This is a genomic window from Bradyrhizobium iriomotense, from assembly GCF_030160715.1.
GTDB classification, from domain to species: domain Bacteria; phylum Pseudomonadota; class Alphaproteobacteria; order Rhizobiales; family Xanthobacteraceae; genus Bradyrhizobium; species Bradyrhizobium iriomotense.
Window position 1 is genome coordinate 156738 of record NZ_BSOW01000001.1, and the last position, 24567, is coordinate 181304.

21 protein-coding genes are annotated in these 24567 nt (G+C 62.2%); 18 read left to right on the top strand and 3 right to left on the bottom strand.

Translation table 11 applies throughout. The features are described from left to right. Positions 1-19 precede the first annotated feature (19 nt). The 10 genes from QQL28_RS00685 to QQL28_RS00730 all read left to right on the top strand — a co-directional run bounded on the left by QQL28_RS00685 (position 20) and on the right by QQL28_RS00730 (position 12258). On the top strand, positions 20-448 hold the full coding sequence (locus QQL28_RS00685) for a response regulator transcription factor (RefSeq protein WP_284260138.1): 429 nt from the start codon (positions 20-22) through the stop codon (positions 446-448). After that, the gene (locus QQL28_RS00690; protein ID WP_284260139.1) at positions 441-2528 is read left to right on the top strand and encodes a PAS domain-containing sensor histidine kinase; all 2088 of its coding nucleotides are present in this window, start codon (positions 441-443) and stop codon (positions 2526-2528) included. The genes QQL28_RS00685 and QQL28_RS00690 overlap by 8 nt, the downstream gene beginning before the upstream one ends. 211 nt (positions 2529-2739) lie before the next feature. Further along, on the top strand, positions 2740-3690 hold the full coding sequence (locus QQL28_RS00695; protein WP_284260141.1) for a helix-turn-helix domain-containing protein: 951 nt from the start codon (positions 2740-2742) through the stop codon (positions 3688-3690). Positions 3691-4218: 528 nt separating this feature from the next. After that, positions 4219-5424: an NAD(P)/FAD-dependent oxidoreductase gene (locus QQL28_RS00700; protein WP_284260143.1), complete on the top strand. Its 1206-nt coding sequence runs from the start codon at positions 4219-4221 to the stop codon at positions 5422-5424. 180 nt (positions 5425-5604) lie between these two features. Beyond that, positions 5605-6405, top strand: coding sequence for an acetoacetate decarboxylase (locus tag QQL28_RS00705; RefSeq protein WP_284260145.1), 801 nt, complete (start codon positions 5605-5607; stop codon positions 6403-6405). Between the two features lie 32 nt (positions 6406-6437). Continuing rightward, complete coding sequence (locus QQL28_RS00710; protein ID WP_284260147.1) at positions 6438-7613, top strand: DUF3734 domain-containing protein; 1176 nt, start codon at positions 6438-6440, stop codon at positions 7611-7613. A gap of 33 nt (positions 7614-7646) precedes the next feature. Further along, complete coding sequence (locus QQL28_RS00715; RefSeq protein WP_284260149.1) at positions 7647-8795, top strand: HlyD family secretion protein; 1149 nt, start codon at positions 7647-7649, stop codon at positions 8793-8795. A 44-nt stretch (positions 8796-8839) separates the two neighbouring features. Continuing rightward, a complete protein-coding gene (locus tag QQL28_RS00720; protein WP_431309553.1) occupies positions 8840-10450 on the top strand; it encodes an MDR family MFS transporter in 1611 nt (536 codons plus the stop codon). Positions 10451-10482: 32 nt separating this feature from the next. Then, positions 10483-11265: a 3-hydroxybutyrate dehydrogenase gene (locus QQL28_RS00725; protein WP_284260152.1), complete on the top strand. Its 783-nt coding sequence runs from the start codon at positions 10483-10485 to the stop codon at positions 11263-11265. Positions 11266-11382: 117 nt separating this feature from the next. Further along, positions 11383-12258, top strand: coding sequence for a YoaK family protein (locus tag QQL28_RS00730; RefSeq protein ID WP_284260153.1), 876 nt, complete (start codon positions 11383-11385; stop codon positions 12256-12258). Here QQL28_RS00730 and QQL28_RS00735 read toward each other — a convergent pair. Together QQL28_RS00735 and QQL28_RS00740 are read right to left on the bottom strand one after the other, a co-directional pair. Continuing rightward, a complete protein-coding gene (locus QQL28_RS00735) occupies positions 12162-13091 on the bottom strand; it encodes a helix-turn-helix domain-containing protein (RefSeq protein ID WP_284260154.1) in 930 nt (309 codons plus the stop codon). The two genes, QQL28_RS00730 and QQL28_RS00735, sit on opposite strands and share 97 nt — an antisense overlap. A gap of 126 nt (positions 13092-13217) precedes the next feature. Continuing rightward, on the bottom strand, positions 13218-14351 hold the full coding sequence (locus QQL28_RS00740; RefSeq protein ID WP_431309559.1) for a Gfo/Idh/MocA family protein: 1134 nt from the start codon (positions 14349-14351) through the stop codon (positions 13218-13220). A 168-nt stretch (positions 14352-14519) separates the two neighbouring features. On the opposite strand from QQL28_RS00740, the gene iolD reads away from it, so the two are divergent. The 4 genes from iolD (at position 14520) to QQL28_RS00760 (ending at position 19441) form a co-directional block, all read left to right on the top strand. Continuing rightward, positions 14520-16391: a 3D-(3,5/4)-trihydroxycyclohexane-1,2-dione acylhydrolase (decyclizing) gene (gene iolD, locus QQL28_RS00745; protein ID WP_284260155.1), complete on the top strand. Its 1872-nt coding sequence runs from the start codon at positions 14520-14522 to the stop codon at positions 16389-16391. A 6-nt stretch (positions 16392-16397) separates the two neighbouring features. After that, on the top strand, positions 16398-17297 hold the full coding sequence (gene iolE / locus QQL28_RS00750) for a myo-inosose-2 dehydratase (protein WP_284260156.1): 900 nt from the start codon (positions 16398-16400) through the stop codon (positions 17295-17297). 27 nt (positions 17298-17324) lie between these two features. Then, positions 17325-18299, top strand: a complete 975-nt coding sequence (locus QQL28_RS00755) for a Gfo/Idh/MocA family protein (protein WP_284260157.1) — start codon at positions 17325-17327, stop codon at positions 18297-18299. Positions 18300-18370: 71 nt separating this feature from the next. After that, the gene (locus tag QQL28_RS00760; protein WP_284260158.1) at positions 18371-19441 is read left to right on the top strand and encodes a Gfo/Idh/MocA family protein; all 1071 of its coding nucleotides are present in this window, start codon (positions 18371-18373) and stop codon (positions 19439-19441) included. A 4-nt stretch (positions 19442-19445) separates the two neighbouring features. On the opposite strand, the gene QQL28_RS00765 is transcribed toward QQL28_RS00760, so the two are convergent. Next, positions 19446-20318 (bottom strand): MurR/RpiR family transcriptional regulator, encoded by an 873-nt coding sequence (locus QQL28_RS00765; RefSeq protein WP_284260159.1) that lies wholly within the window; start codon positions 20316-20318, stop codon positions 19446-19448. A 275-nt stretch (positions 20319-20593) separates the two neighbouring features. On the opposite strand from QQL28_RS00765, the gene iolG reads away from it, so the two are divergent. The 4 genes from iolG to QQL28_RS00785 all read left to right on the top strand — a co-directional run bounded on the left by iolG (position 20594) and on the right by QQL28_RS00785 (position 24541). Next, the gene (gene iolG, locus QQL28_RS00770; RefSeq protein ID WP_284260160.1) at positions 20594-21598 is read left to right on the top strand and encodes an inositol 2-dehydrogenase; all 1005 of its coding nucleotides are present in this window, start codon (positions 20594-20596) and stop codon (positions 21596-21598) included. A 78-nt stretch (positions 21599-21676) separates the two neighbouring features. Then, the gene (locus QQL28_RS00775; RefSeq protein ID WP_284260161.1) at positions 21677-22486 is read left to right on the top strand and encodes an SDR family oxidoreductase; all 810 of its coding nucleotides are present in this window, start codon (positions 21677-21679) and stop codon (positions 22484-22486) included. Between the two features lie 221 nt (positions 22487-22707). Continuing rightward, the gene (locus QQL28_RS00780) at positions 22708-23448 is read left to right on the top strand and encodes an ATP-binding cassette domain-containing protein (RefSeq protein ID WP_284260162.1); all 741 of its coding nucleotides are present in this window, start codon (positions 22708-22710) and stop codon (positions 23446-23448) included. Next, a complete protein-coding gene (locus QQL28_RS00785) occupies positions 23438-24541 on the top strand; it encodes an ABC transporter permease (protein WP_431309554.1) in 1104 nt (367 codons plus the stop codon). The genes QQL28_RS00780 and QQL28_RS00785 overlap by 11 nt, the downstream gene beginning before the upstream one ends. The last annotated feature ends 26 nt before the right edge of the window (positions 24542-24567 follow it).

Sequence of the window (24567 nt, forward strand, 5' to 3'; positions counted from 1 at the left end):
GGCGGATGGTCGTCAGGCCATGCCAGCAAATGACATCTGTTCGTCCGAAACGTTCCTGGTTGCCATCGTAGATGACGACGAAGCTGTTCGAGAGGCTCTTTCCGATCTCCTTCAGGTGCTGGAGGTTCCGTCTCGCACTTTTGATCGGGCGGAAGCCTTCATGGCCGAATTTGAGCCCGGCCGCTTTGATTGTCTGATCACGGACGTGAGCATGCCGGGCCGCAGCGGGCTCGAACTTCAGGAGAAACTGCGCGAACTGGGCTCATCAATGCCGGTTATCTTTATCACCGCGGACGCGAGTCCGGCCACTCAGGCACGCGCGCTGAGTGGCGGAGCTTATGCCTGCCTGACGAAGCCTGTGAACGACGACGTCCTCTTTCAGCTCTTGCAGAAGGCCCTGAACCACGCGAGGCGCTCCCGCCGCGGGGACACACCGTCCGATGACTAATCTCGTACGACGAGCCGCGCCGCAGAGCACGTTTACCTCGCCCTATGGGGGCGAGCTGGCCGACTTTGCATCCGAAAGCGTCATCGTCAGTGATGGAAACGGCATCATCCAATACTGGAACGGCGCGTCCGAATCTCTTTACGGATGGCCCGCCATGGCAATGGTGGGGCGACATCTCGACGAGATCGGCTTACCCCAGTCATCGGGCGGCGATCACTTCAACACGCTCCTGCGCGAAGGTCGATGGGAGGGCGTCATACGTCGGCGTAACCTGACCGGAACGGAGATCACGGTTGCCGTGCGACAGATCGTCAGGCGGGATTCAGCCGGCTCTCTTGTCGATGTCGTCGAGTTCGGTCGAAATGCGGGCGCACTCTCTCGAGCTGAATACCTGCGCATGGATGCCGAATTGCAGGGCTCGCTGGCTGCATGCTGGGAGCTTGATGTCTCGCCGGCGCGTCCACTGCTCGATGCAATCGCCGAAGTCAGACGTGACGGTGGCGTTGTCGATTTCGGCCGGAGGCCGGACTGGGTCGATGGCTTGCTGGCTGCGACCAACATCCTGGCCGTGAACGATCGCGCGGTGCGCATGTTCGGGGCACATGCCCGTTACGAGCAGATGATCGGCCACCCCGTTGGCGCATTCTGGCCGGCCGAGAGCCGCGCGGTCCTGGCTGCGCTGCTGGAAAGCGTTGCGACCGACCACTCCCGGCTTGAGACAAGCAGAGTTGTCATGAGCGGAGCCATACGGGATCCGACCATCAGGGTGTGGCATGCCGGGGAGCCGATGCCGCCCGGGACGATATTCGTGACGCTTAGCGGCGTGGCAGAAGATGAACGTACCTCGTGGGAATTGCAGGCGAGCGAGGAGAGATACCAGAAGCTCATACAATACCTGCCGACCGCACTGTGGCAGGTCGATTCCCGCAGCGCTGGCGAAGCGTTCGATCAGTTGAAGGCGAACGGCGTAACCGACATCGCGGCCTATCTCGAGCAGAATCCCGAGCTTGTGGAGCATGCCAAGGACGTCGTTCGCGTGACCGACGTCAATCGGGATGCGGTGTCACTGTTTCGCGCTGCCAATCAGGCAGACATGATCAAGCCCGTACGCTACATTTTCGCGGCCGCCCCGGGGCTCGCCGAACGGGTCATGGTGGCTCATTTCGAAGGGCGACGGAATTTTATCGAGCAGACCAGGATTCGTGCCTTCGATGGCTCGATCATCGACGTGCTGTTTACCGTGACCTATCCTGTGCCGCCCGAGCAGTTGGACAATACGTTCATAACGATGCTGGACATCAGTGAGCGATTGAGTGCAGAGCAACAGCTACGAAAGTTGCAAGCGGATTTTTCGCATGCCGGCCGCATCGCAACTCTCGGTGAATTGGCGACGTCGATCGCACACGAAGTCAACCAGCCGCTAGCGGCCATCGTGACGAACGGCGAGACGAGCCTGAGATGGCTGGCCCGTCCCGATCCGAACATCGAGAAGGTCAATCAACTCACGTCTCGAATCGTGTCGAATGCACGTCGTGCCAGCGAGATCATTCACCGCATACGAGGCATGGCGGCGAAGCATGAGCCGGAGAAGCGCCTCCTGGATCTCAATGAGGCCGCCGAAGAAGCCCTCCTGTTCATCCGCCACGACATCGATTCAAAATCGATCGCCCTGTCTACGGCGTTCGATGTCAGGCGCCCCCAGGTGGTGGGCGATCGGATTCAGCTGCAGCAGGTGATCATCAACTTGCTCGTCAATAGCGTGCAGGCGGTCGTGCAGTCGGGACAACCCGTACGCCGGATCGATATCCAGACGCGCCTTGAGAACGACGGGTCGGTGGCTTTTTCCGTCTTCGACAATGGGCCCGGCGTTCCCGAGACTGATCTCGAACGCGTCTTCGACAGCTTCTTCAGCACCAAGGATGCCGGAATCGGCATCGGCTTGGCGATTTGCCACTCGATCATCACCGCGCATGCCGGGAGCATCTCCGGAGCAAATCGACCGAACGGAGGCGCGCATTTTCGCTTCACGCTTCCCGTGCCGGCGTCGGTTGGCTCCAGCCCGGACGGCTCGATTCACTAGTTTCACCCGCCCATTCAATGGGCGTTCGCGCATTGCGGGGTGCGGGGCGATCGCGCGCACCAGCGCCAGCTATTCCATAGTATAGGTCGATCTATTCGCTCACCCAGCAAGACCGGCCCCGTTGCACGATACCCTCGCGTGACGTTTGCCGTCATCGTTGCCAGCACCGGAGAGACGAAGTCTCGGTGTTTCCTGGATGTGAGCACAAGCCATGGGCAAACCAATGTCAGACGACCCCCTGCAGGCTCTGCTGTCGGCGCCCGCGGCGCTGCCGGACGCTTCACCGACCGCTGAGCGGCGCGCCGCCGATGCCGAGATGGCGCGGGTCCTTAAGACCGCACCAGTTCGCATGGCGTCAGATCCGTCCGGGGGCGCCATCGCTCATTGGAAACACGGAGCTCTGCACGACACCGTCCAGCCCATGACCGATCACGTCATCATGACGTACATTGGCTCGATGCAGCGACTGGAGCGGCGCTCGGGGCGGTCCGTTGCCATCGGAACGGCGCGTTCGGGGGTTGTGACGATCATTCCGGGTGGATCGAGCGCTCGATGGGATATTCCCGGATTTGTCAATGTCATTCAGCTCTATCTGCCGCAGAAAACGCTCGCTCGGGTCGCCGGAGAAGCAGCTGTGCCTGCTGTGGGCGACCTCATGGAGCGGACAGGACATCCCGACCCCACGACATCGCGTCTGCTCGTCAGTGCAGCGGATGTCCTGGACGGCAACGCGGCCTTGGATGCGCTTTTCAGGCAGCAACTGACGGACCTCTTGGCTACGCGCCTCCTGACCGCACATGCGGGCGCGTCAATCGCATTCCAGCAGACCATGGGCGGGCTTTCGCCCACGACGTTGCGCCGCGCCATCGAACGCTTGCGTTCGAATTCCGATTCTGACGTGTCGCTCGCCGCGCTGGCATCCGATGCCGGCTTGTCGCGCTTCCACTTTTGCCGGGCCTTCAAGGAGAGCACCGGCCTGTCGCCTCATGCGTGGCTTCGCCAGTACCGGCTCGAGCAGGCCATGAACATGCTGCGCGACCCCGACGAGTCGATCGTCTCGATTGCGGCCGCGCTCGGCTATTCGACCCAGACCGCGTTCGCTGCCGCGTTCCGGAAGCTGACTGGGGAAAGTCCGAGCGATTGGCGAAAGCACAGCCGTTAGCAGCAATCTCTCGACAGGTACGGCAATCGCTCTGGGGCAGTCGCGGACTCAAATCGCTAAACCACCGTGACGTTCACGCCAACAACGGACGGAGACAAGCGATGGCCTGGTGTAGATTTGACAGCTCCCTTCCAATCACACGACGACGGAGGGCGGTCGCGACCGCGCTCGTGTACGGGCTTTCATTAACCGTTCGCTTCGTGTCGGCAACAGGCGAGGAAACGGAAGCTCCGGCACAGGCCGCTCAAGGCGCCATTCCGATGACCTCCATCCTGATCAACGATGGCGCTCCACCCTTCTACAGGGACTGGCACGCGAAGTCAGCTCAGACGACGGCCTTCCGCAACGGAATGCCGGGTAATCGAGGCTGCCAGGCGGGATGCCAAAGCGCGACGCCGCTGGCCTTCATATCCGACTGTCCGTCTCCGTAGGAGCGCGACTTCATCGTTTCACCCTTCGCGTCGCAGTCGCTCGATTTCGCGGCCGACGCGCGTACGGCCACAGAGCCAAACCTCAGGAGAAAATCATATGCGACTCGTCATCATCGGCGCCGGCTTCGCCGGCATGTACGCCGCGCTTTCCGCCGCCCGCCTGCGCGACATCCAGGGTGTTTCGCCCGAGGAGCTCGAGATCGCGCTGGTCGCACCCGAGCCGACGCTGGTGGTTCGGCCGCGGCTTTACGAGCGGAAGCCTGAAACGCTGACGGCACCGCTGCAGGATGTCCTCGATGCCATCGACGTCGTCTTCGTGCAAGGCAGCGCCGAGGCGATCGACACCAAGTCACGCATGGTGCAGTTGGCGACCAAAAAGGGCACGCGAAAGACGCTGTCCTACGACCGGCTGGTCGTGGCCACCGGCAGCAGGCTGTTCCGCCCGAACATTCCCGGCCTTGCCGAGCACGGTTTCAGCGTCGACCAGCTCGAGGATGCGATTGCCCTCGACCGGCATCTGCACGCTCTTGCCGATCGGCCGGCAAGGAACGGGCGTGACACGGTCGTTGTCGCCGGCGGCGGCTTCACCGGCATCGAGGCGGCGACCGAGATGCCGGCGCGCCTTCGTGCCATCCTCGGCAAAGATGCCAATCCGCGCGTCGTTATCGTCGATCGTAACAGTGCGATCGCCCCCGATATGGGCGCAGGTCCTCGCCCCGTCATTGAGGACGCTCTGCGCAAGGTCGGCGTGGAGACACGGCTCGGTGCGGGCGTGGCCTCGCTTGACGCCTCCGGTGTCACGCTGTCGAACGGCGAGCACATCGAAGCGGAGACGGTGATCTGGGCGGCGGGCATCCGTGCCGCGCCATTGACGCAGCAGGTCCCCGCCGAGCGCGACAATTTTGGGCGCTTGCTGGTCGACCGCGACCTGCGCGTGCCGGGCATCGCTGGCGTGTTCGCGACCGGCGATGCTGCCCGTGCCGCATGCGACGATGCCGGCAACTACGCGCTGATGTCGTGCCAGCATGCCACGAGGATGGGTGCCTTCGCCGGCAACAACGCCGCTGCGGAGCTCCTGGGGGTCCCGACCAAGCCGTACCACCAGAAGGCCTATGTCACCTGTCTCGACCTCGGAGAGGCGGGCGCGATCTTCACGCGCGGCTGGGAGCGGAAGCTCGAGATGGTCGGCGAGGTGGCAAAGAAAACGAAGCGCGAGATCAACACGGCGTGGATCTATCCGCCGCGGCCCGAGCGTGCCGCTGCGCTGGCCTCGGCCGATCCCGAGCACGTCACGGAGGTCTAGAGCATGATCCGGAAAAGTGTGAAGCGGTTTTCCGAAGAGATCATGCTCAAACAATAACCTAAAGCGCGATGACGATTCATCCCAATCTCATCGCGCTTTAGGCGCCTCACGCGATACGGGCCGCGCCTCCCATGCAGCGGTGCGGCCCGCTCACCATCGACAACCCTGGAGCTCATCACCGTGAAACACGAGACCGTGCGCGCGAGCGCGTTTGCCATGCCGCTGACGAATCCGGCTTTTCCCGCCGGCCCTTACAGGTTCGTCAACCGGGAGTACTTTATCATTCAGTACCGGACCGATCCTGATGCGCTGCGGCGGATCGTGCCGGAACCGCTCGCTCTCGTCGAGCCTGTCGTAAACTACGAGTTCATCCGCATGCCGGATTCCACCGGCTTTGGGGATTACACCGAAAGCGGGCAGGTCATTCCGGTGTCCTATCAGGGGCAGACCGGCGGCTTCGTCCATCAGATGTTCCTCAATGATCATCCGCCGATTGCGGGCGGGCGTGAGCTGTGGGGCTTCCCCAAGAAGCTGGCGCAGCCGAAGCTCACGGTCGAGACCGACACGCTGGTCGGCACCTTGAACTACGGTTCGGTCCGCGTTGCGACCGGCACGATGGGCTACAAGCACCGGGCCCTCGACATCGAAGCCGAAGCCAGGAAGCTCGCCGGGCCTAATTTCCTGCTCAAGATCATCCCGCATGTCGACGGCTCGGCGCGCATCTGCGAGCTGGTGCGCTTCCACCTCGAGGACATCACCGTGAAGGGTGCGTGGACCGGACCGGCTGCGCTCGACCTCTATTCGCATGCGCTCGCTCCCGTCGCCGAGCTGCCGGTCCTGCAGGTGCTGTCGGCCAAGCACGTGATTGCCGACCTGACCCTCGGGCTCGGCACCGTGATCCACGACTATTTGTCCGCCGGTGCAACTGCGCCGCGACGTGCGCCGGGGGCCGCAATCCTGATCGAAGCGAATTTAGGTTGATCGGATCAGCCGCAATGCGAGGAGTCTTGGCAATGTTGAACGTGATGCGCGAGAAAACGAATCCTGTGCCGCAGCAAACCGGGACGCTGCCTTACGATGTCGTTGCCCTGGTGCTGCAAGGGGGCGGGGCGCTGGGCGCCTATCAGGCCGGTGTCTACCAAGGCCTGCATGAGGCCGGCATCCGGCCGAACTGGCTGGCTGGCATCTCGATCGGCGCACTCAATGCGGCCATCATCGGGGGCTCCCCCGAGGACGAGCGGGTCTCACGCCTGCGCGAATTCTGGGAGACCATCTGCGCCTCGCCAGTGGAATGGCCCGCCGGGGAGGGACTGGCCAATGCCATGCCCTTCGCTTTCGATCTGAACTCGCTGCACAACGCGATGGCCGCGATGCGGGCACTCGTGCAGGGGCAGCCGGGCTTCTTCAAACCCCGCTTCCCGCCGCCGATTTTTTCGCCGTTCTCGGGTGATGCCGCCACAAGCTTCTACGACACCTCGCCATTGCAGCGAACGCTGGAGCGGCTGGTGGATTTTGACCGGCTTAACTCTGGTGAGGTGCGCGTCAGCGTCGGCGCGGTCAACGTCCGCACGGGAAACCTCACCTACTTTGACACGGCCGAACGCCGGCTGGGGCCGAAGCATGTCATGGCTTCCGGTGCGTTGCCCCCGGGATTTCCGGCCGTGGAGATCGAAGGTGAACATTATTGGGATGGCGGCGTGGTCTGGAATACGCCTCTTTCCCGCGTGCTCAACGGCGATGCTCGTGATGTGCTGACGTTCCAGGTCGATCTCTGGTCGGCGCGCGGCCGCGTCCCCTACGACTTGATGGAAGTGTCCAGCCGGCAAAAGGACATCCAATATTCGAGCCGCACACGCGCGGTGACCGATCATGTGCTGCGGATGCAGAAGATGCGCCAGGCTTTGCAGCGGACGATCGAAAAACTGCCGGAAAGTGCGAAGCAGGATCCTGAGATCCGCACCATCGCCGACATGGCCCGGCATCGCTCCTACAACATCATTCACCTGATCTATCAGTCCAAGATCTACGAGGGCCAATCGCGGGACTACGAATTCGGGCCGAAAGCGATGCGCGCCCATTGGCAAAGCGGCCTCGAGGACATCCGCCGCACGCTGGCCGATCCGAAGCGGCTCGACCCGCCGCCTCCCGGTCTCGGCATCGTGACGCATGACGTTCACCGCCCTGAATGAGTTTGGCCCAGCCTGCAGCTTTCGGAGAATCCCATGTCAACCATTTCCTATGATCCTGGGCATGAAGCTAACGCCCGCCTTCGCCCATCACGTCAGGCGATCCGGCGCGCGGCGCTCGCATTCCTCGCGGCGCTAGGTGTCGCCGGCGTCGCCTATTACGGCCACTATTATCTCACCAGCGGCCGTTACCTGGAGACGACCGATGATGCCTATGTGAAAGCCGATTCCACGATCATCGCGCCGAAAGTTTCGGGTTACCTCACCGAGGTACTGGTGACGGACAATGAGACCGTCAAGGCTGGTCAACTTCTGGCACGGATCGACGACCGCGATTTCAGGACCGCGTTGGATCAGGCCAAGGCCGACGTTGCAGCCTCCGAAGCTGCGGTCAAAAATCTCGACGCGCAGATCGAGTTACAGGGGCCGCTCATTGAGCAGCAGGCGGCCGAGGTCGACGCGACCGAAGCCAATCTGAAGTTCGCGCAGCAGGAGCGTGCCCGCTATGACGAGCTCATGAAGTCGGGTTCAGGCACCATCCAACGCGCGCAGCAGACCGACGCGGCGTTGCGTTCTCAGACCGCGCAGCTCGAGCAGGGCAGGGCGGGCCTGATCGCCGCCAAAAAGAAGGTCGAGATACTCTCGACCCAGCGCGCCCAGGCGCTCGCCCAGCTCGATCATACCCGCGCGGTCGAACAGCAGGCTGCGCTGAACTTGTCGTACACGCGGATCACCGCGCCGGTTGAGGGCACCGTCGGCGCACGTTCGCTGCGCGTCGGCCAATATGTGCAGGCCGGAACGCAGCTCATGGCCTTGGTGCCGCTCGACCAGGTCTATGTGGTGGCCAACTTCAAGGAGACCCAGCTCACGCATGTGCGCAACGGCCAGCCGGTCGAGCTGTACGTCGACAGCTTCCGATCAACCGCCCTGAGGGGCCATGTCGACAGTCTGGCGCCGGCGAGCGGCCTGGAATTCGCGCTGCTGCCGCCGGACAACGCGACCGGCAACTTCACCAAGATCGTGCAGCGCGTGCCGGTCAAGATTGTCCTCGACAATCACAATCTCGCCGGCCTTTTGCGACCTGGCATGTCGGCTATCCCGACGGTCAACACCAAGTCGGCTGTAGTCGCCGAGCGCGAAGCGACGAAGCGCCTTGCCTCGCGTGGTCGCGAGCCCCGGAGCTGAACAGCTTCAATGAAACTCCCGTTCGCACGGGACGAGGAACGACCATGACTACTTCGCAAACCACCGTCGATGCAGTTCCCGCCGGCGAAGGCGGCCCGTCGGCCATGACGTCAGCGACGTCCGCAAAGACCTGGCTCGCGGTGATTGGTGCCACCCTCGGTGCCTTCATGGCGGTGCTGAACATCCAGATCGTCAATGCCTCGCTGGCTGACATTCAAGGCGGCATCGGCGCCGGCATCGATGACGGCGGATGGATCTCGACCTCTTATCTGATTGCCGAGATCGTCGTGATCCCCCTGAGCGGCTGGCTTGCGCAGATCTTCTCGATTCGTATCTACCTCCTGACGAATGCCTTTCTCTTCCTGGTGTTCTCCGCGGCCTGCGCGCTGGCGCAGGATCTGCCGCAAATGATTGTCCTGCGAGCTGTGCAGGGATTCACCGGCGGCGTCCTGATCCCGCTGGCGTTCACGCTGATCATCACGCTCCTGCCGAAGCCGAAGCAGCCGATCGGCCTGGCGCTGTTTGCGATCTCTGCGACCTTTGCCCCGGCGATTGGTCCGACCATCGGCGGCTATCTCACCGAGAATTTCGGTTGGGAGTACATCTTCTACGTCAATGTCGTGCCGGGCGCGGTCATGATCGGCATGCTCTACGTCTCGCTGGAAGCAGCGCCGATGAATTTGTCATTGCTGCGCCAGGGCGACTGGGCGGGTATCGTCACCATGGCGATCGGGCTCGCTGCGCTGCAGACCGTGCTGGAAGAAGGCAACAAGGACGACTGGTTCGGCTCGCCCTTCATCCTTCGTCTCGCAGTAATCGCAGCGGTCGCGTTGACGTTGTTCATCGTCATCGAACTGACCGCAAAGCAGCCGCTCTTGAACCTGCGCATCCTGTTCCGCCGCAATTTCGGCTTCGGCGTGCTCGCGAACTTCTTGCTGGGTGTCGCGCTGTATGGCTCCGTCTACATCCTGCCGGTCTATCTATCGCGCATCCAGGGCTACAATTCGGAGCAGATCGGCATGGTGCTGGCCTGGACCGGGCTGCCGCAGCTCATGCTGATCCCGCTGGTGCCGCAGCTCATGAAGCGTGTCGACCCGCGCATCGTCATCGGCTCCGGCTTTGCGCTGTTCGCTGCCTCCAACTTCATGAACATCTACATGACCAACGATTATGCGGCCGATCAGTTGTTCTGGCCGAATGTCATCCGCGCGTTCGGCCAGGCGCTCGTGTTTGCCCCGCTTTCGGCGATTGCGACCTCCGGAATCGAGGCGGAGAATGCCGGGTCCGCATCCGCGCTGTTCAACATGATGCGCAATCTCGGCGGCGCGATCGGCATCGCCGCACTGCAGACGCTGCTGACCAAGCGCGAGCAATATCACTCCAACGTTCTGATGCAGTCGGTCTCCATGTTCGAGCAGGCGACCCGCACGCGGCTGGAGCAGCTCACCCAGTACTTCATCAATCATGGCGTGATCGACCGCGCCGATGCCTTGCACCGCGCTTACGTCGCGCTCGGCAAGACCGTGCAGAAACAGGCCTACATCCTGGCGTTCAGCGACACCTTCTACATCCTCGGTGCGGCGCTCGTCGTCGCACTGCTGGCGGGCCTTCTGCTCAAGAGGCCGGAACGCCTCGAGAGCGGCGGCGCGCATTAATTATCCACTCAAGCCTCGAAAAGGAGTCTCCCATGTTGAAGGGTAAGGTAGCCATCGTCACCGGATCGACCAGCGGCATTGGACTGGGCATCGCCCGGGAATTGGCCAGGCTTCGCGCCGACATCGTCTTGAACGGTTTTGGCGACACTCGCGAAATCGAAACCATTCGCAGCGGGCTCGAACGGGAGAATGACGTGCGTGTCGTCCACGATGACGCCGACATGTCGAAAGAGGAGGCTGTGCGCGGGTTGATCGGGGCCACAATCGAGAAATTCGGACGCCTCGACATCCTCGTAAACAATGCAGGGATCCAGTTCACCGCGCCCGTCGATGAATTCCCGGCCGCCAAATGGAACGCTATCCTGGCGATCAATCTCTCGGCGGCTTTCCACGGTATTTCCGCCGCGCTGCCGCAGATGAGGAAGCAGCGGTGGGGACGGATCGTCAACATCGCTTCCGCGCACGGCCTCGTCGGCTCGACACACAAGGCCGCCTATGTCGCCGCCAAACACGGGCTGATCGGGCTGACCAAGGTGGTCGGCCTGGAGGCGGCCGGAAGCGGCGTGACCTGCAACGCGGTCTGTCCCGGCTGGGTGCGCACGCCGCTGGTCGAGAAGCAGATCGAAGACATCGCGGCGCAACGAGGCCTCAGCCAGCAGCAAGCCGCGAGGGATCTCTTGGCCGAGAAGCAGCCTTCGCTGGAATTCGTCTCGCCAGAGCAACTCGGCGGCACTGTGGCCTTCCTGTGCTCGTCCGCGGCAGACCAGATCACGGGCACGGCGATGTCGGTCGACGGCGGCTGGACGGCACAGTAGCGAACGATTGTGGAGTAGCCGCAGATGTCTTTGCTCGCGAGAGGCGTCTCGTTCGGGGGACCGGCGGTTTCAGCGGACGCAGCCGAGCTATCCTGTCTGGAAGCGAGGCTGCCGCCGTTGCTCAGCATCATCGCAGGGATGGTGGACTTCACCGGTTTCTCCACCCTGGGACATGTCTTCACCGCCCACGTAACCGGCAACATCGTGCTCGCTGCTGCCGTGGCCCTCGACGGCGGCTCGTTTCACTGGGCGCAGTTGTCGGTTATGCCCGTCTTCATGCTGGCGTTGGCCTCCGTGTGGCTGATTGCCCGGGCATCGCGCCGGCATGGTGCAAGCCTGGCGCGGCTGTTGCTCCTGGTTCATTTTCTGCTGCTTGCCGCGCTGTTGATCGTTGGCGTGATCACAAGGCCTTCTGCGGACCCGCTTGGATTGCCGGCTGGCGCTGCCGCGATGATCGCCGTATCGGCCATGGCTTGCCAATATGCGCTGTTTCGTCTTGCGCTGCCGGGCGCAATCTCGACGGCGGTGATGACGGGCAATTTGGCCAATGCCGTCTTTTCGGCAATGGATCTCGCCTCGGCATGCCATCCTTTGCTGGCTCGTGACTCAACACCGCTCAATCGGTCGTTTGGTCGCCTGCTCGGGTTCCTTACGGGCTGTATCGTCGCGGCGGTCGTGGTCCCGTTCGCAGGAGATTGGACCTGGTCTCTTCCGGCAGGACTGGCCGCTATCGCAATCGCGCTGGCTTGTGACGTCAGCTTCGCGCCGGGCCCGGTCACCCCGCCGAGGGGACCATCCCCAACCGCGCGCACACTGCCGGTTACGTCAGGAACGAGATTGCAGAGTGAGAAGGTGGTGCGAGCAGAGCCCAGAATTGGCGCATTGCGCAGCCAAGCTCACGTCTCGCTTTCCGGGGCGCCGTCTGTTTCGCGGCGCCACACGCCCGGGCTCACTCCAGCCACGGTCGAAAACACGCGCGTGAAGTGGCTTTGATTGGCAAATCCGGCCGACAGTGCAATGTCGGCTAGTGTCAGGTTGCGGTTGGCCATCAACTGCTTGGCCGTGCTCACGCGTTGGCGAAGCAGCCATTGATGCGGCGGCAGGCCAATGGACGTTCGAAACGCGCGGGAAAAATGGCTGACCGAGAGGCCGAGTTCAGCCGCGATGTCCTGCAATGTGAGTTTCCCGCCGAGATCAGACTCGAGCCTTTCGCAGGCCCGCTTGGCCTGCCAGGGAGCTAGACCACTGGCCACGGGGGCGGCGTTGCGCAGTCCGCCATACGCCTGAGCGACGTGCGCCGTGAGCGCAAGCATCATGTGATCGACGAAGAGCTGGTTCGCTTCGGATGGCCGGCGCAGTCCCTGCAAGAGCGCGGCGCCGATGTGATACACAGTCTCGTCGTGAAAGCCGGTGCCGAACTGACAGTCGAGTTGGCCGACACGCCGCGCGCCGAATTGCTCTGCAATGCCGTTGAGTGCCAAAGCCGGAACGTAGAAATGAAGGGAGTGGAACGGCTTATCGATCACAAAGCGCGGATCGTACTTCATGTCGTACAGATATGTCGCGCCCGCCCGGATATTGGGCTTGGTCACGCATTTGCCGCGCTCCCAATATTCGCAGTCAGGGTAATCGCGAAGTTTCAAGCTGACGATATAGGCATCCTCGGGAGTAACTGCGCCGCAAAGGCCCGGAACGGGATTGTCATCCCGCGTTTCGGTGGCTGCAACTTCGACGCCGCGCATAGACCGCGTGATCAGCGACGACGGTGTATGCTGCAGGTGCAGCAGATCCCTGAACTTCTCACCGTGAAAGCCGCTCTGTGCCATGGGTCGGTCGCATCCGCATCGGTTCCGCTGGGCGGCGGATGATCGTCATCGCCGCGGGTCACTATCGTTGTCCAGCGCGGGTTGACAACAGGCGATTTACGCCACGATTTCAAGGTGTCGTGAACGTCACCACGGAACGTCTTTCCATGTTCCAGCGCGACTCGAGGCGTGAATAGCCTCGACGAGCGTTTGAATGCGCAGGCCAGCGCGGAAGTTGAATGGCTCCGGCCGGCGTCCAGCGATAGCGTCCAGGTAGCCCGCGGCTTCGATCGCCTTCAGGTCGTTGAAGCCAAGCTGGTGGCCTGGCGCGACGCAGAACAGGCCGTATGGCGGATGCTCCGGGCCTGCCTCGATCCGGCGGAATCCCTGACGGCCACGGCGGTCATCGGTGGAGAAGAAATGCAACTCGTTGAATCGTTCCTGGCTGAAGGCGAGGGCGCCTCTGCTTCCATAGACCTCGAAGTCGTGTTGCATCTTCCGCCCTGTCGCAATCCAATTCGCCTCGATCGAGCCGGAGGCGCCGTTGGAAAAACGGAGGAAAGCCCGGCCGACATCATCGACTTCGACGCTCCTCCGGCCGCCTTTGCCATCTGGACGTTCCCCGATCATCGTGACGCAATCGCCCATGACGCGGATGATCGGTCCGGCGGTCGGACCCAACAGGAATTCGGCGGTGGCCAGTGCGTGGCTGCCAATGTCGGCCAGCGCGCCGCCGCCCGCCGGGTCATGCCGGAAGGTGAACGGCCCGGAGTCGTCGGCCATGTAGTCTTCGGCGTGGACACCACGGTAGCCGCGTATCTCGCCGAGCTCTCCCGCCGCGATCATATCGCGTGCGAGGCCCAGCATGGGGTTGCAAAGGTAGTTGAAACCGACTTGCGTCTTGACCCCGGCCGCTTCGGCGGCCTCGGCCATTTCGCGGGAGTCTGTCGCAAGCGGCGCCAGCGGCTTTTCGCAATACACATGTTTGCCCTCGGCGATCGCAGCTAGCGCCATTTCCTTGTGGAGCGCGTTGGGCGTGGTGATGTTCACGACGTCGATAGCTGGGTCCGCCACGAGCGAGCGCCAGTCCGAGGTCGCGCGCGCGAAACCCAGGGCTGAGGCTGCTTTCGCGGCCGCCGCGTCGCTGATATCTGCGATCGTACGCAGTTCCAGCTCGAAAGGGAGGTCGAAGACGCGCGCGGCGATGGCGTAGCCGAACGCGTGAGTCTTACCCATGAATCCGCTACCGATGAGGCCGATGCGAAGCTTCGGTTTGGTCATGTCGGACATCCCGTTCACGATGAGGTCGCAGTTGAGCAGACCTTCGAAAAAATCGAGCACGATTTGAATGGAAGACTTTGTCGGCAATAATTGTTGCGGAAAAATCTCATTGTCAATATTCAATGCAAGAGGTTATGTTCCTCACAAACCGTCGAGGGAGGAGATCACATGACTGGCGCGACAATCCGACTCACCATGGCCCAGGCCGTGGTGCGATGGCTGACTCAACAGTTCACCGAAATCGACGGAGTTCGCGTGCCCCTGTTCGCCGGCGTCTTCGGCATTTTTGGTCATGGGAACGTGACCTGCCTGTCGGAGGCCTTGGAGGCGGTGCAGGATCGTCTGCCGACCTGGCGCGGACAGAACGAGCAGTCGATGGCGTTGGCGGCTGTCGCTTTCGCCAAGGCCAAGCTTCGGCGACAAATCATGGTCGCAACGTCGTCCATTGGACCCGGAGCGCTGAACATGGTGACGGCGGCGGGAACAGCTCACGCAAACCGCTTGCCCGTCCTTCTCGTCGCCGGCGATACGTTCACCAACCGGCTGCCGGATCCTGTTCTCCAGCAGGTCGAGCATTTTGGCGACCCGACCGTCACCGTGAACGACGCCTTCAAGGCGGTCACGCGCTACTGGGATCGGATCACTCATCCCGCGCAGATCATGTCTTCGCTGCCGCAGGCAGTGGCCGCCATGCTCGATCCGGCTGACTGCGGCCCGGCTTTTCTCGCGCTGCCACAGGACACCCAGGAGATAGCTTTCGACTACCCCGAGGTCTTCTTCGAGTCGCGAACCTGGGCCATCCCGCGTCCGCGTCCCGACCGTCAGCAGCTCGCGGAAGCAGTCGCGCTGCTCAAGACCGCGAAGAAGCCGCTTCTGATCTCTGGCGGCGGCGTGCGCTACTCGCTGGCGGGACATGTCGTCGCGGAATTTGCCGTCAAGCACGGAATTCCTGTTGTGGAGACGGTCGCCGGCAAGGGCGCGGTGACTCACTATCACCCGGCCCATGCGGGACCGATCGGAATTATCGGCTCAACCTCGGCGAATGCGCTCGCAGCCGAGGCCGATGTCATCCTTGCGGTGGGTACGCGGCTTCAGGATTTCACGACGGGATCATGGACCGCCTTCAGCCGCGACGCGCGCTTCATCTCGATCAACGCGGCCAGGTTCGATGCGGTGAAGCATCGTGCGCTGGCGGTGGTGGGCGACGCGCGGGAGACGATTGAAGAACTCGATGCGGCGCTCGGCGCGTGGCGCGTCGACCCCGCTCACATGGCGCGTGCCCAGATGCTCTTCAGGGAATGGGACGCGCTGCTCGAGTCATTGCAGGCTCCCAGCAACGCTCCGGTGCCGACCTACGCGCAGATCGTCCAGGCGGTAAATGCATCCGCCGGCGAGAGAGATACCCTGATTTCAGCCGCCGGCGGGCTTCCTGGCGAAGTGGCAAAGGGCTGGCGCGTTAAGGCGCCGAACACCTTTGACCTCGAGTTCGGCTTCTCTTGCATGGGCTACGAGGTCGCGGCCGGTTGGGGCCACGCGATGGCCAATTCCGGGCCCGGCGGGCTCGGCGGCACGCCGATCGTGATGGTCGGCGACGGCACCTATCTGATGATGAACTCGGACATCTACTCGACGGTCCTGAGCGGCCACAAGATGATCGTCGTGGTCTGTGACAATGGCGGGTTCGCGGTCATCAACCGGTTGCAGCAGTTCAAAGGCGTGCCTGGCTTCAACAATCTGTTGACCGATTGTCGCGTTCAGAATCGCGACAATCCGCTTCACGTCGATTTTGCCAAGCACGCCGAATCCATGGGGGCGGCTGCACGACGTTGCGAGAGCCTTGCGGACCTCGTTGCTGCGCTCGAATGGGCCAAAGGCAACGACCGCACCACCGTGCTGTCGATCGCCTCGGACGCGTATTCGTGGGTTCCTGGCGATGCCGACTGGGACGTCGGCGTGCCCGAAGTATCTTCGCGCGAGACGGTTCGAAGCGCGCGCAAGCAGCAAGACGAGATCCGCGCGAAGCAGCGCATCGGAGTGTGAGAAGTCATGAAAGCGAAACTTGGAATTGCCCCCATTGCCTGGTGGAACGACGATCTTGCCGAGCTGTCTGACGACGTGAGCCTGGAGGAGTGCCTGCGACAGGCGAGTGTCGCCGGTTTTACCGGAATGGAGACCGGCCGGCGTTTCCCCATGAACATGAAGGAGCTCGGGCCGATACTCGACCGGTTCGGTATCTCCGTGTGCGGCGGCTGGTTCTCCGGCCTTCTGCTCGACGGTGACATCGAACGGGAAAAGGATCGCATTCGCGCCCAGATGGACTTCTTCATCGCGGCGAAGGCGCCCTGCATCGTCTATGGCGAAACTGCGCGTTCGATCCAGGGCAATCGCTCCGCGCCGCTCGCTACCAAGCCGACGCTCTCGGATGAGGAGATGAAGGCCTACGGGCGCAAGATGACTGACTTCGCCGAATGGTGTGCCGGGCAGGGGATGCCGCTCTCATACCACCACCACATGGCTGCGGCGATCGAGACCGAAGCTGAGCTCGACCTGTTCATGGCGAATTCGGGTGAGGCGTTACCGCTGTTGTTCGATGCGGGCCACATGGCCTTTGCCGGCGGCGACGTTTTGCGTGTCATCGACAAACATCATTCCCGTATCAGCCATGTGCATACCAAGGACGTCCGCGGCAGCGTCATCGACAAGCTCGACCGGAAACGGGAGAGCTTCCTCGACGCGGTGGTGAAGGGGGCCTTCACCGTGCCGGGCGACGGCTCGCTCGACTTCGCCGCGATCATCGCGCGCCTCGCGTCCTACGGCTACGAGGGGTGGTTCGTCGTCGAGGCGGAGCAGGATCCGCGGGTCAGTCCCCCGCTCGAAATGGCCAAGAAAGGCCACGCGGAACTGATGCGCTTGATGGCGTCTGCCGGATACGAAGTCGTGCAATGAGCCGTACGGATCGGAAGGGGAGGTGAAATGAGCATCGGGATCGGAGTCATCGGGACGGGTGTCATGGGCGCCGAGCATGCTCGGATACTCCGACACGAGACACCCGGCGCTCATCTTGTCGGGGTTTGTGATGCCGACGCGGCTCGGGCGCAGGCGGTTGCCTCTGGCGCGGCCGTCTTTTCGGATCCTCAATCGTTGATCGCGTCGGATCGGATCGACGCGATCGTGATCGCGTCTCCCGATGCCACACATGCGGCGCTGACACGCGCCTGCATCGAGGCGGGCAAGCCCGTTCTCTGCGAAAAGCCCTTGGCGTCCTCGGCGGCGGATGCCCTGGACGTGGTGCAGGCGGAAGTCGTGTTGGGTCGCAGGCTCATCCAGGTCGGATACATGCGCCGGTTTGACCCCGGCTATCAGCAGATCAAGCGCGTCAAGGACGCCGGTGAATTGGGCGGCCCCGTATTGCTGCACAACGTGCACCGAAACGTGCGTGCGCCGGAGTGGTTCAACGGTTCGATGGCCATCACGAATTCATTCGTCCACGAGATCGACATCAGCCGTTGGCTTCTGGGGACGGAGATGGTTTCTGCGCACGTGGAGGCGGGTCCCGGCGGCGAACCCCTGATGATCACGATGAAGACCGACAAGAACGAGATTGTTTCGACCGAGGTCTTCGTGAATGCGAGCTACGGCTATCACGTCCACGTCGAACTGGTCGGCCGGCAGGGCACGGTATCGCTGGCTCCAGCATCGCTGACGCTGGTGAACAGAGACCGAGCCGGTGGTCATTCGTATCCGGACAATTGGGTGCCGAGGTTCGAAGAGGCGTATCGCAGGCAGATGGCTGAGTGGGTCGGCGCTGTGAAGAGCGGAGCGCCGGTCGGAGCGAGTGCGTGGGACGGCTATGTCGCCTCGGCCATCGCAGAGCAAATCTCGGAGGCTCTCGCCGGAAATGGTGAGACCCCCCTGAGATATGGGCCACGTCCCTCGCTGTATGACTGACGGAGCGAACGAGGCTGGATGGAAATCGACGGCGTCTCACGCGATCCAAAGCGAATCCTGGAGATGAAATCATGATCAACTATGCAGTCGTCGGCGCAGGCTGGATTTCGCAACAAGCCTTCCTGCCGGGAGTCGGACAGTCCACAAACTCGAAAGTTACCGCGATCGTGACCGGTGATCGTGACAAGGCCGGGCAGCTGGCGGAGTTTCATGGCGTTGGCCGGATCGTCGGCTATGACGGATACGATGCCCTTTTGAGGGGCCCTGATGTCGACGCGGTGTACATTGCTCTTCCCAACCATCTGCATGCCGACTTCGCCGTTCGCGCGGCTCGCGCCGGCAAGCACATTTTGGTCGAGAAGCCGCTGGCTACAAATGAACAAGATGCGCTCGCCATGATCGCCGCTGCGCGCGAAGCCGGCGTGTTTCTGATGACGGCGTATAGGCTCCACAACGAACCCGGAACCGTCGCGGTGCTCGAACATATCCGCAACGACGCGATCGGCCGGCCGCTCTTCTTTCAATCGGTGTTCAGTTTTCAGGCGCCGCTGGGGAACCACAGGCTGAAGGCTGTGAGTTGGGGCGGGCCGCTCCAGGATGTCGGGGTCTATTGCGTCAACGCGGCTCGTCACGTCTTTGCAGAGGAGCCTGTCGAGGCCATGGCGATGGTGCACCGACCGAGCGATGACCCGCGCTTTCGCGAGGTCGAAGCGTCCGTCGCAGCTTTGCTGCGTTTCCCCTCGGGCGGCTTGGCACAATTCGTCGCCAGCTTCGGGGCGGCGGCAGCCGATTATTATCGGGTGGTCGGAACGGCTGGCGATCTCGAGCTCGATCCCGGTTTCAGGTTCGAGACTGCAACGAAACTACGTCTGCGCCGCGACGGCGAGGTCCGCGAAACTCAGTTTCCGCAAATCGACCATTTTGGCGCGCAGGTGGAATATTTTTCGGATTGCATCAAGACCGGAACGCCGCCCGAGGCTGATGGCGAGGAGGGATTGGCCGACATGCGCGCACTGATCGCAATTGAAACGGCAGCCCTGACGGGACAACCGCAGGCCATCACATCCCACCCACGTGCGCGCCATCCAACGCCCGACATGGTGCGATCGGTGCCCGTAACCGATCGGCGACTGGTTTTCTGAAGCGCTACTTGCCGGTAACCGTCGGGATCCGCGGATTGACGTCGTTTTTCTGTAGTCTCGCTGCCAGCGCGACCGTCAAGGCCTGTGCAAGGCACATCGGAGCGGCGAGTGAACGCGAGAACGTGTATTCATGCTCTGGAACGGCGAACAGAACGCGGGCGCTCTTGGCCAGCGGCGACAGCGTGCTATCCGACATCGCGATGATGGGAACGCCATTGCGCCCGGCTTCCTCCACGACGTTGACGACCTCGTTTGCGTAGAATCGGAACGACACCGCAACGAGTACGTCCTTCTTGCGGATCGTACGCGCGATGTGCGTGGCAAGTCCGCCGCCTGCGTCGAGCAACACGCAACGTTTGCCCAGCATGGTCAATATGTAGCGAAGGAATTCAACGACGGGCGCCGAACGCAGTTGTCCGATCAGAAAAACCGAGTCGGCCCTCTCAAGGAGGCTCACCGCTTCGGAGAGGGATTTCGGCGGAATTTCCGCGAGCATGTCCTGAAGCGAAGCAATGTCACGGACGACCAGGTCGCGCAGAAAACCGACTTCACTGCGATCCGCGCGGGCGCCCAACTCGATTTCCAGGGCCTTGATGCGCGCCTCGAAGCCCGGGGCCGCAGTCGACAAGCGCCGTTGAAACAGCGCTTGGAGCTCCTTGAAGCCTTCATAGCCAAGTGACTGGGCGAAGCGCACGAAGCTCGAAGCATGGATGCCGCAGCGATCGGCGATGGCGTTTACCGACAGGACCGCGACATCATTCGGGTTCTGGGTCAGATAAACGGCTATCTTCTGATAGGACTTGCTCATGTCATCGTAGCGATCGTGGATGACACGGATCAACTCCTCATAGTCTTCCGGTGTCGTCACGTCCTGCATTTAAGGTGCTCTCATCATTGGTGTCATCGTGTGCAGATGCCGACAACTTCACTCCCGTTCGGAAGGCTGTCCTCCCTGAAAGTCAGCAGTGCCAAGGCTTCTGTACAAGGCATCTGTATCGGGCTTAAGTCCCAAGGACTCTCACGCGCCCTCGTATCACCATCCTTGGCGGCGGAGCAGAAACATCGATAGTGCAAGCGAACGATTATTGACACTTTTGCATATTCGCAATAACTCTTGCAAGCAAATCGAACATCCGTCGGCGGGAGGAAATGGTGGCGATCAAATTCGCATTGCTCGGGTGCGGGCGCATCGGCGTCTTGCACGCGCGGAATCTTGCCAAGACGGACGGGGCGCGCCTGGAGACGGTATTCGATCTGAACACAACTGCCGCTGAAGCGGTCGCCAGAGCGCATGGTTGCGGGGTGTCCGCAAGCGCGGAAGATGCGATCGGTAGGGCCGACGCAGTTCTGATTGCGACATCGACCGCCACGCATGCCGATCTGATCGAGCTCGCGGCAAAGGCCGGCAAGGCGATCTTGTGTGAGAAGCCGATCGATCTCGGTGTCGAACGGGTACGAGCATGCCGCAAGGCGATTGAAGGCTGCAACGTACCCATCCAGATTGGTTTCAATCGCCGCTTCGACCCCGGGCACCGCGCCGCGCGTGACGCCTGTGCGGCGGGCAAGATCGGGAAACTCGAGCAGGTGATCATCACGTCGCGCGATCCGGGGCTGCCGCCGCGAGGTTACACTGCAGTCTCGGGCGGCATCTTCCGTGACATGACGATCCACGATTTTGACGTGGCGCGTTTCATGTTGAACGACGAGCCGACCGAGGTCTTCGCGACCGGCAGCGCGCTGGTCGATCCCACCATTGGATCGGAGTTCGGCGACTTCGACTCTGTCATGATCGTTATGCGCACTGCTGACGGAAAGCTGTGCCACATCAACAACTCTCGACGAGCTGCCTTTGGCTACGACCAGCGGATCGAGCTGTTTGGCAGCGAGGGGATGGTGATCTCCGACAACAAGAAGGCGTACGAGCTGAAGCATTACGGCTCGACCACCACTGAAGCGGCCGAGCCTTACCTCAACTTCTTCATCGAGCGCTATGCGGAGGCCTACGAAGCCGAGATCGCCGCGTTCATTGCGGCCGTTCGCGACGCTACGCCGACGCAAGCGACTTTCGACGACGGTTACCGCGCGCTGATGCTCGCGGAGGCGGCGGTCGAGTCCGCCAGGACCGGTAAGAAGGTCGAGGTCCGCAATATCGCGTGACGTTGAACGCGCTTACAGCCGTCGAGCAGCAGTAGCGGCAAGCCAAGCAGCGCTCCGACCGACCCTTGGAGAACCCAAATGACTTCAATGCGTGGAAAGATCGCGATTGTCACGGGCGGTACCCAGGGGTTAGGTGCCGCCATCGCCAAGCTCTTTGCCGAGCGCGGTGCGAAGGGCATCGTCACGTGCGGTCGTGACGAGTCGAAGGGACGGGCAAAGGCCGATGCCATCGCCACAGCCACGGGTGCAACTGTGGTATTCGTGCGCGCTGACCTGACAAAGACCGAGGATTGCGCCAGGGTCGTGGCTGAGGCGGACAGGGCCTTCGGGCGCGTCGACGCCCTGGTGAACGCCGCGGGCGACACCAGTCGCGGCACCATCATCGATACGAGCCCCGAACTCTTCGACAGGATCTTCGCCGTCAACACGCGTGCCCCCTTCTTTCTGATGCAGGACGCGATCAAGCTCATGCGCCGCGACGGAGTGCAGGGTACGATCGTCAACGTCTCTTCGATGTCGGCGATGGGTGGCCAGTCCTTCATTGCGGCCTATTGCGCATCGAAAGGGGCGCTCGATACCTTGACGCGAAATACCGCCCATGCGCTGCTGCGCAACCGCATCCGTGTGAACGGTCTCAACATTGGCTGGATGGCCTCGGAAGGCGAGAACAACATACAGCAGGGCTACCACGGCCGGCCTGCGAACTGGCTCGAAGAAGCCGCTGCGCGGCAGCCTTTCGGCCGATTGCTCGATCCCATCGAGGTCGCGCGTGCCGTTGCGTTCCTGTCCTGCGATGAGTCCGGCATGATGACGGGAGCCACGATCAACTTCGATCAAAGCATCTGGGGCGCCTACGATGCCTCACCGCACCCGGAAGCACCGCTCTAAGCAAGGGCTTTCTCTATCGGTTGCGGGCGTGGGCATGGCATCGCACCAAGCGTCGTCTCCCACATTCCCGATTTCCACGCTTTGCAATGAATGCCCAAGCAAGAGCTCTGTCCGCCGCTTGAAATAGATGTTGCGAGATTGCTATCTGTGCAATATTAATTGCGCAGATCGAGGGGTTGAAGCGGCCGGATAGAGCTGCCACCGCACGATGGAGGGAACGCGTGGCTTTGCTTGATGTGAGAAGCATCTCGAAGAGCTTTGGTGCCATTCGTGCACTGCACGACGTCAGCTTTTCGGTCGGTGCGGGGGAGGTGGTCGGGCTGATGGGCGACAACGGCGCCGGCAAGTCGACCATGGTGAAGCTGATTGCCGGAAACTTCCCGCCGACCGAGGGCGCCATCGTCGTCGATGGCAAGGCATGCCATTTCCACAGGCCGATCGAGGCGCGGGCCGAGGGCATCGAAGTCGTCTATCAGGAGCTCGCGCTCGCCGACAACCTCACCGCCGCGGAGAACGTTTTCCTCGGACGCGAAATCAAGATGGGTTTCTGGCCGTTCCGCATCCTCGACAAGCAGTCGATGATCGGGCGCGCCGGCGAGCTCTTTGCCGAGCTCAAATCGGAAACCCGTCCCCGGGACCTCGTGAAGAAGATGTCGGGGGGGCAGCGCCAGGCTGTTGCGATTGCCCGGGCCCGGCTGTCTAATGCCAAGCTGGTCCTGATGGACGAGCCGACCGCGGCCATTTCCGTGCGACAGGTCGCCGAGGTGCTCGAGCTCATCCGCAGGCTGAAGTCTCGCGGAGTATCGGTGATGCTGATCAGCCACCGCATGCCTGACGTGTTCTCCGTCTGCGATCGTATCATCGTGCTCCGGCGCGGCTCGAAAGTGGCCGACAAGGAAACCGCGATGACCTCGCCGGAGCAGATCACCGGCCTGATTACGGGGGCGATCCGTGAAGCCTAGTTCCGCCAAAGCGATAGAAGAAACACACGCCGCAATCAGTGACGTCGTCAGCATTCGCGAGCAGACCACCTTCCAGCGCCTGATAGCCAGTCAAGCATTCTGGGTGGCCGTCGCACTCCTGGCTCTGGTGATGTTCATGACCTGGTCGGAGCCGACCTTCGGCACAGCTGACAACGTAACAAACGTCACGCGCAACTTCGCTCCGTTGGCGATCATGAGTCTTGGCATGACCGTGGTCATCATCACCGGGGGCATCGATCTGTCCGTCGGCTCGGTGATGGGGCTCGTTGCCATCGTCACCGGATTGCTGCTGACCTGGCATTATTCCTGGTACGTCGCCTTCGCAGCCGGACTGCTGGCGGGACTGGCGTGCGGAGCGTTCAACGGCTTCTTCGTCGCCTATATCGGCATGCCGTCCTTCGTCGTCACCCTCGGGATGCTGTCGATCGCGCGCTCGCTGGCCGTCGTGGTGTCCGGCAACCAGATGCTGTACCAGTTTGGTCCGGACGCGCCGATCGTCAGGGCGATCGGTCAGGCGAAATGGCCGCTCCATGCGCCAGTCGGCTGGGCGCCGCGCTGGATGCCGGAGCTCTCCTCGCATTTTTGGGTGATGGTGATCCTTGCGCTCATTCTCGGCGCCGTCTTCATGTTCACGGCCTGGGCGCGCCACCTCTATGCGATCGGCTCCAACGAAAGCGCTGCGCGCCTGACCGGTGTGCCGGTCGACTGGATCAAGTTTCAGGCCTACGTGTTTTCGTCTTTCACGGCCTCGATCGCTTCGCTGCTGCTCCTCGGCTACAGCGGCTCGGCCATCAATGCGATGGGGACCGGCTACGAGCTCCGTGTGATCGCCGGCACCGTCATCGGCGGTGCCAACCTGATGGGCGGCTATGGAACGGCCTTCGGCGCCGTGATCGGCTCGGCGTTCCTCGAGGTGATCCGTAATGCCCTTCTGATGGCTGGCATCGATTCGAATTGGCAGGGCGCCTTCGTGGGCATGTTCATCGTCATTGCCGTGCTTGTCGGCATGCAGACGAGCGGGACGTCGCTTCTTGCTACGATCCGCGAGTGGGTTGTCTGGAAGCGTAGTTAGGAATCCGACGGCAGTAAGGTCGGAGA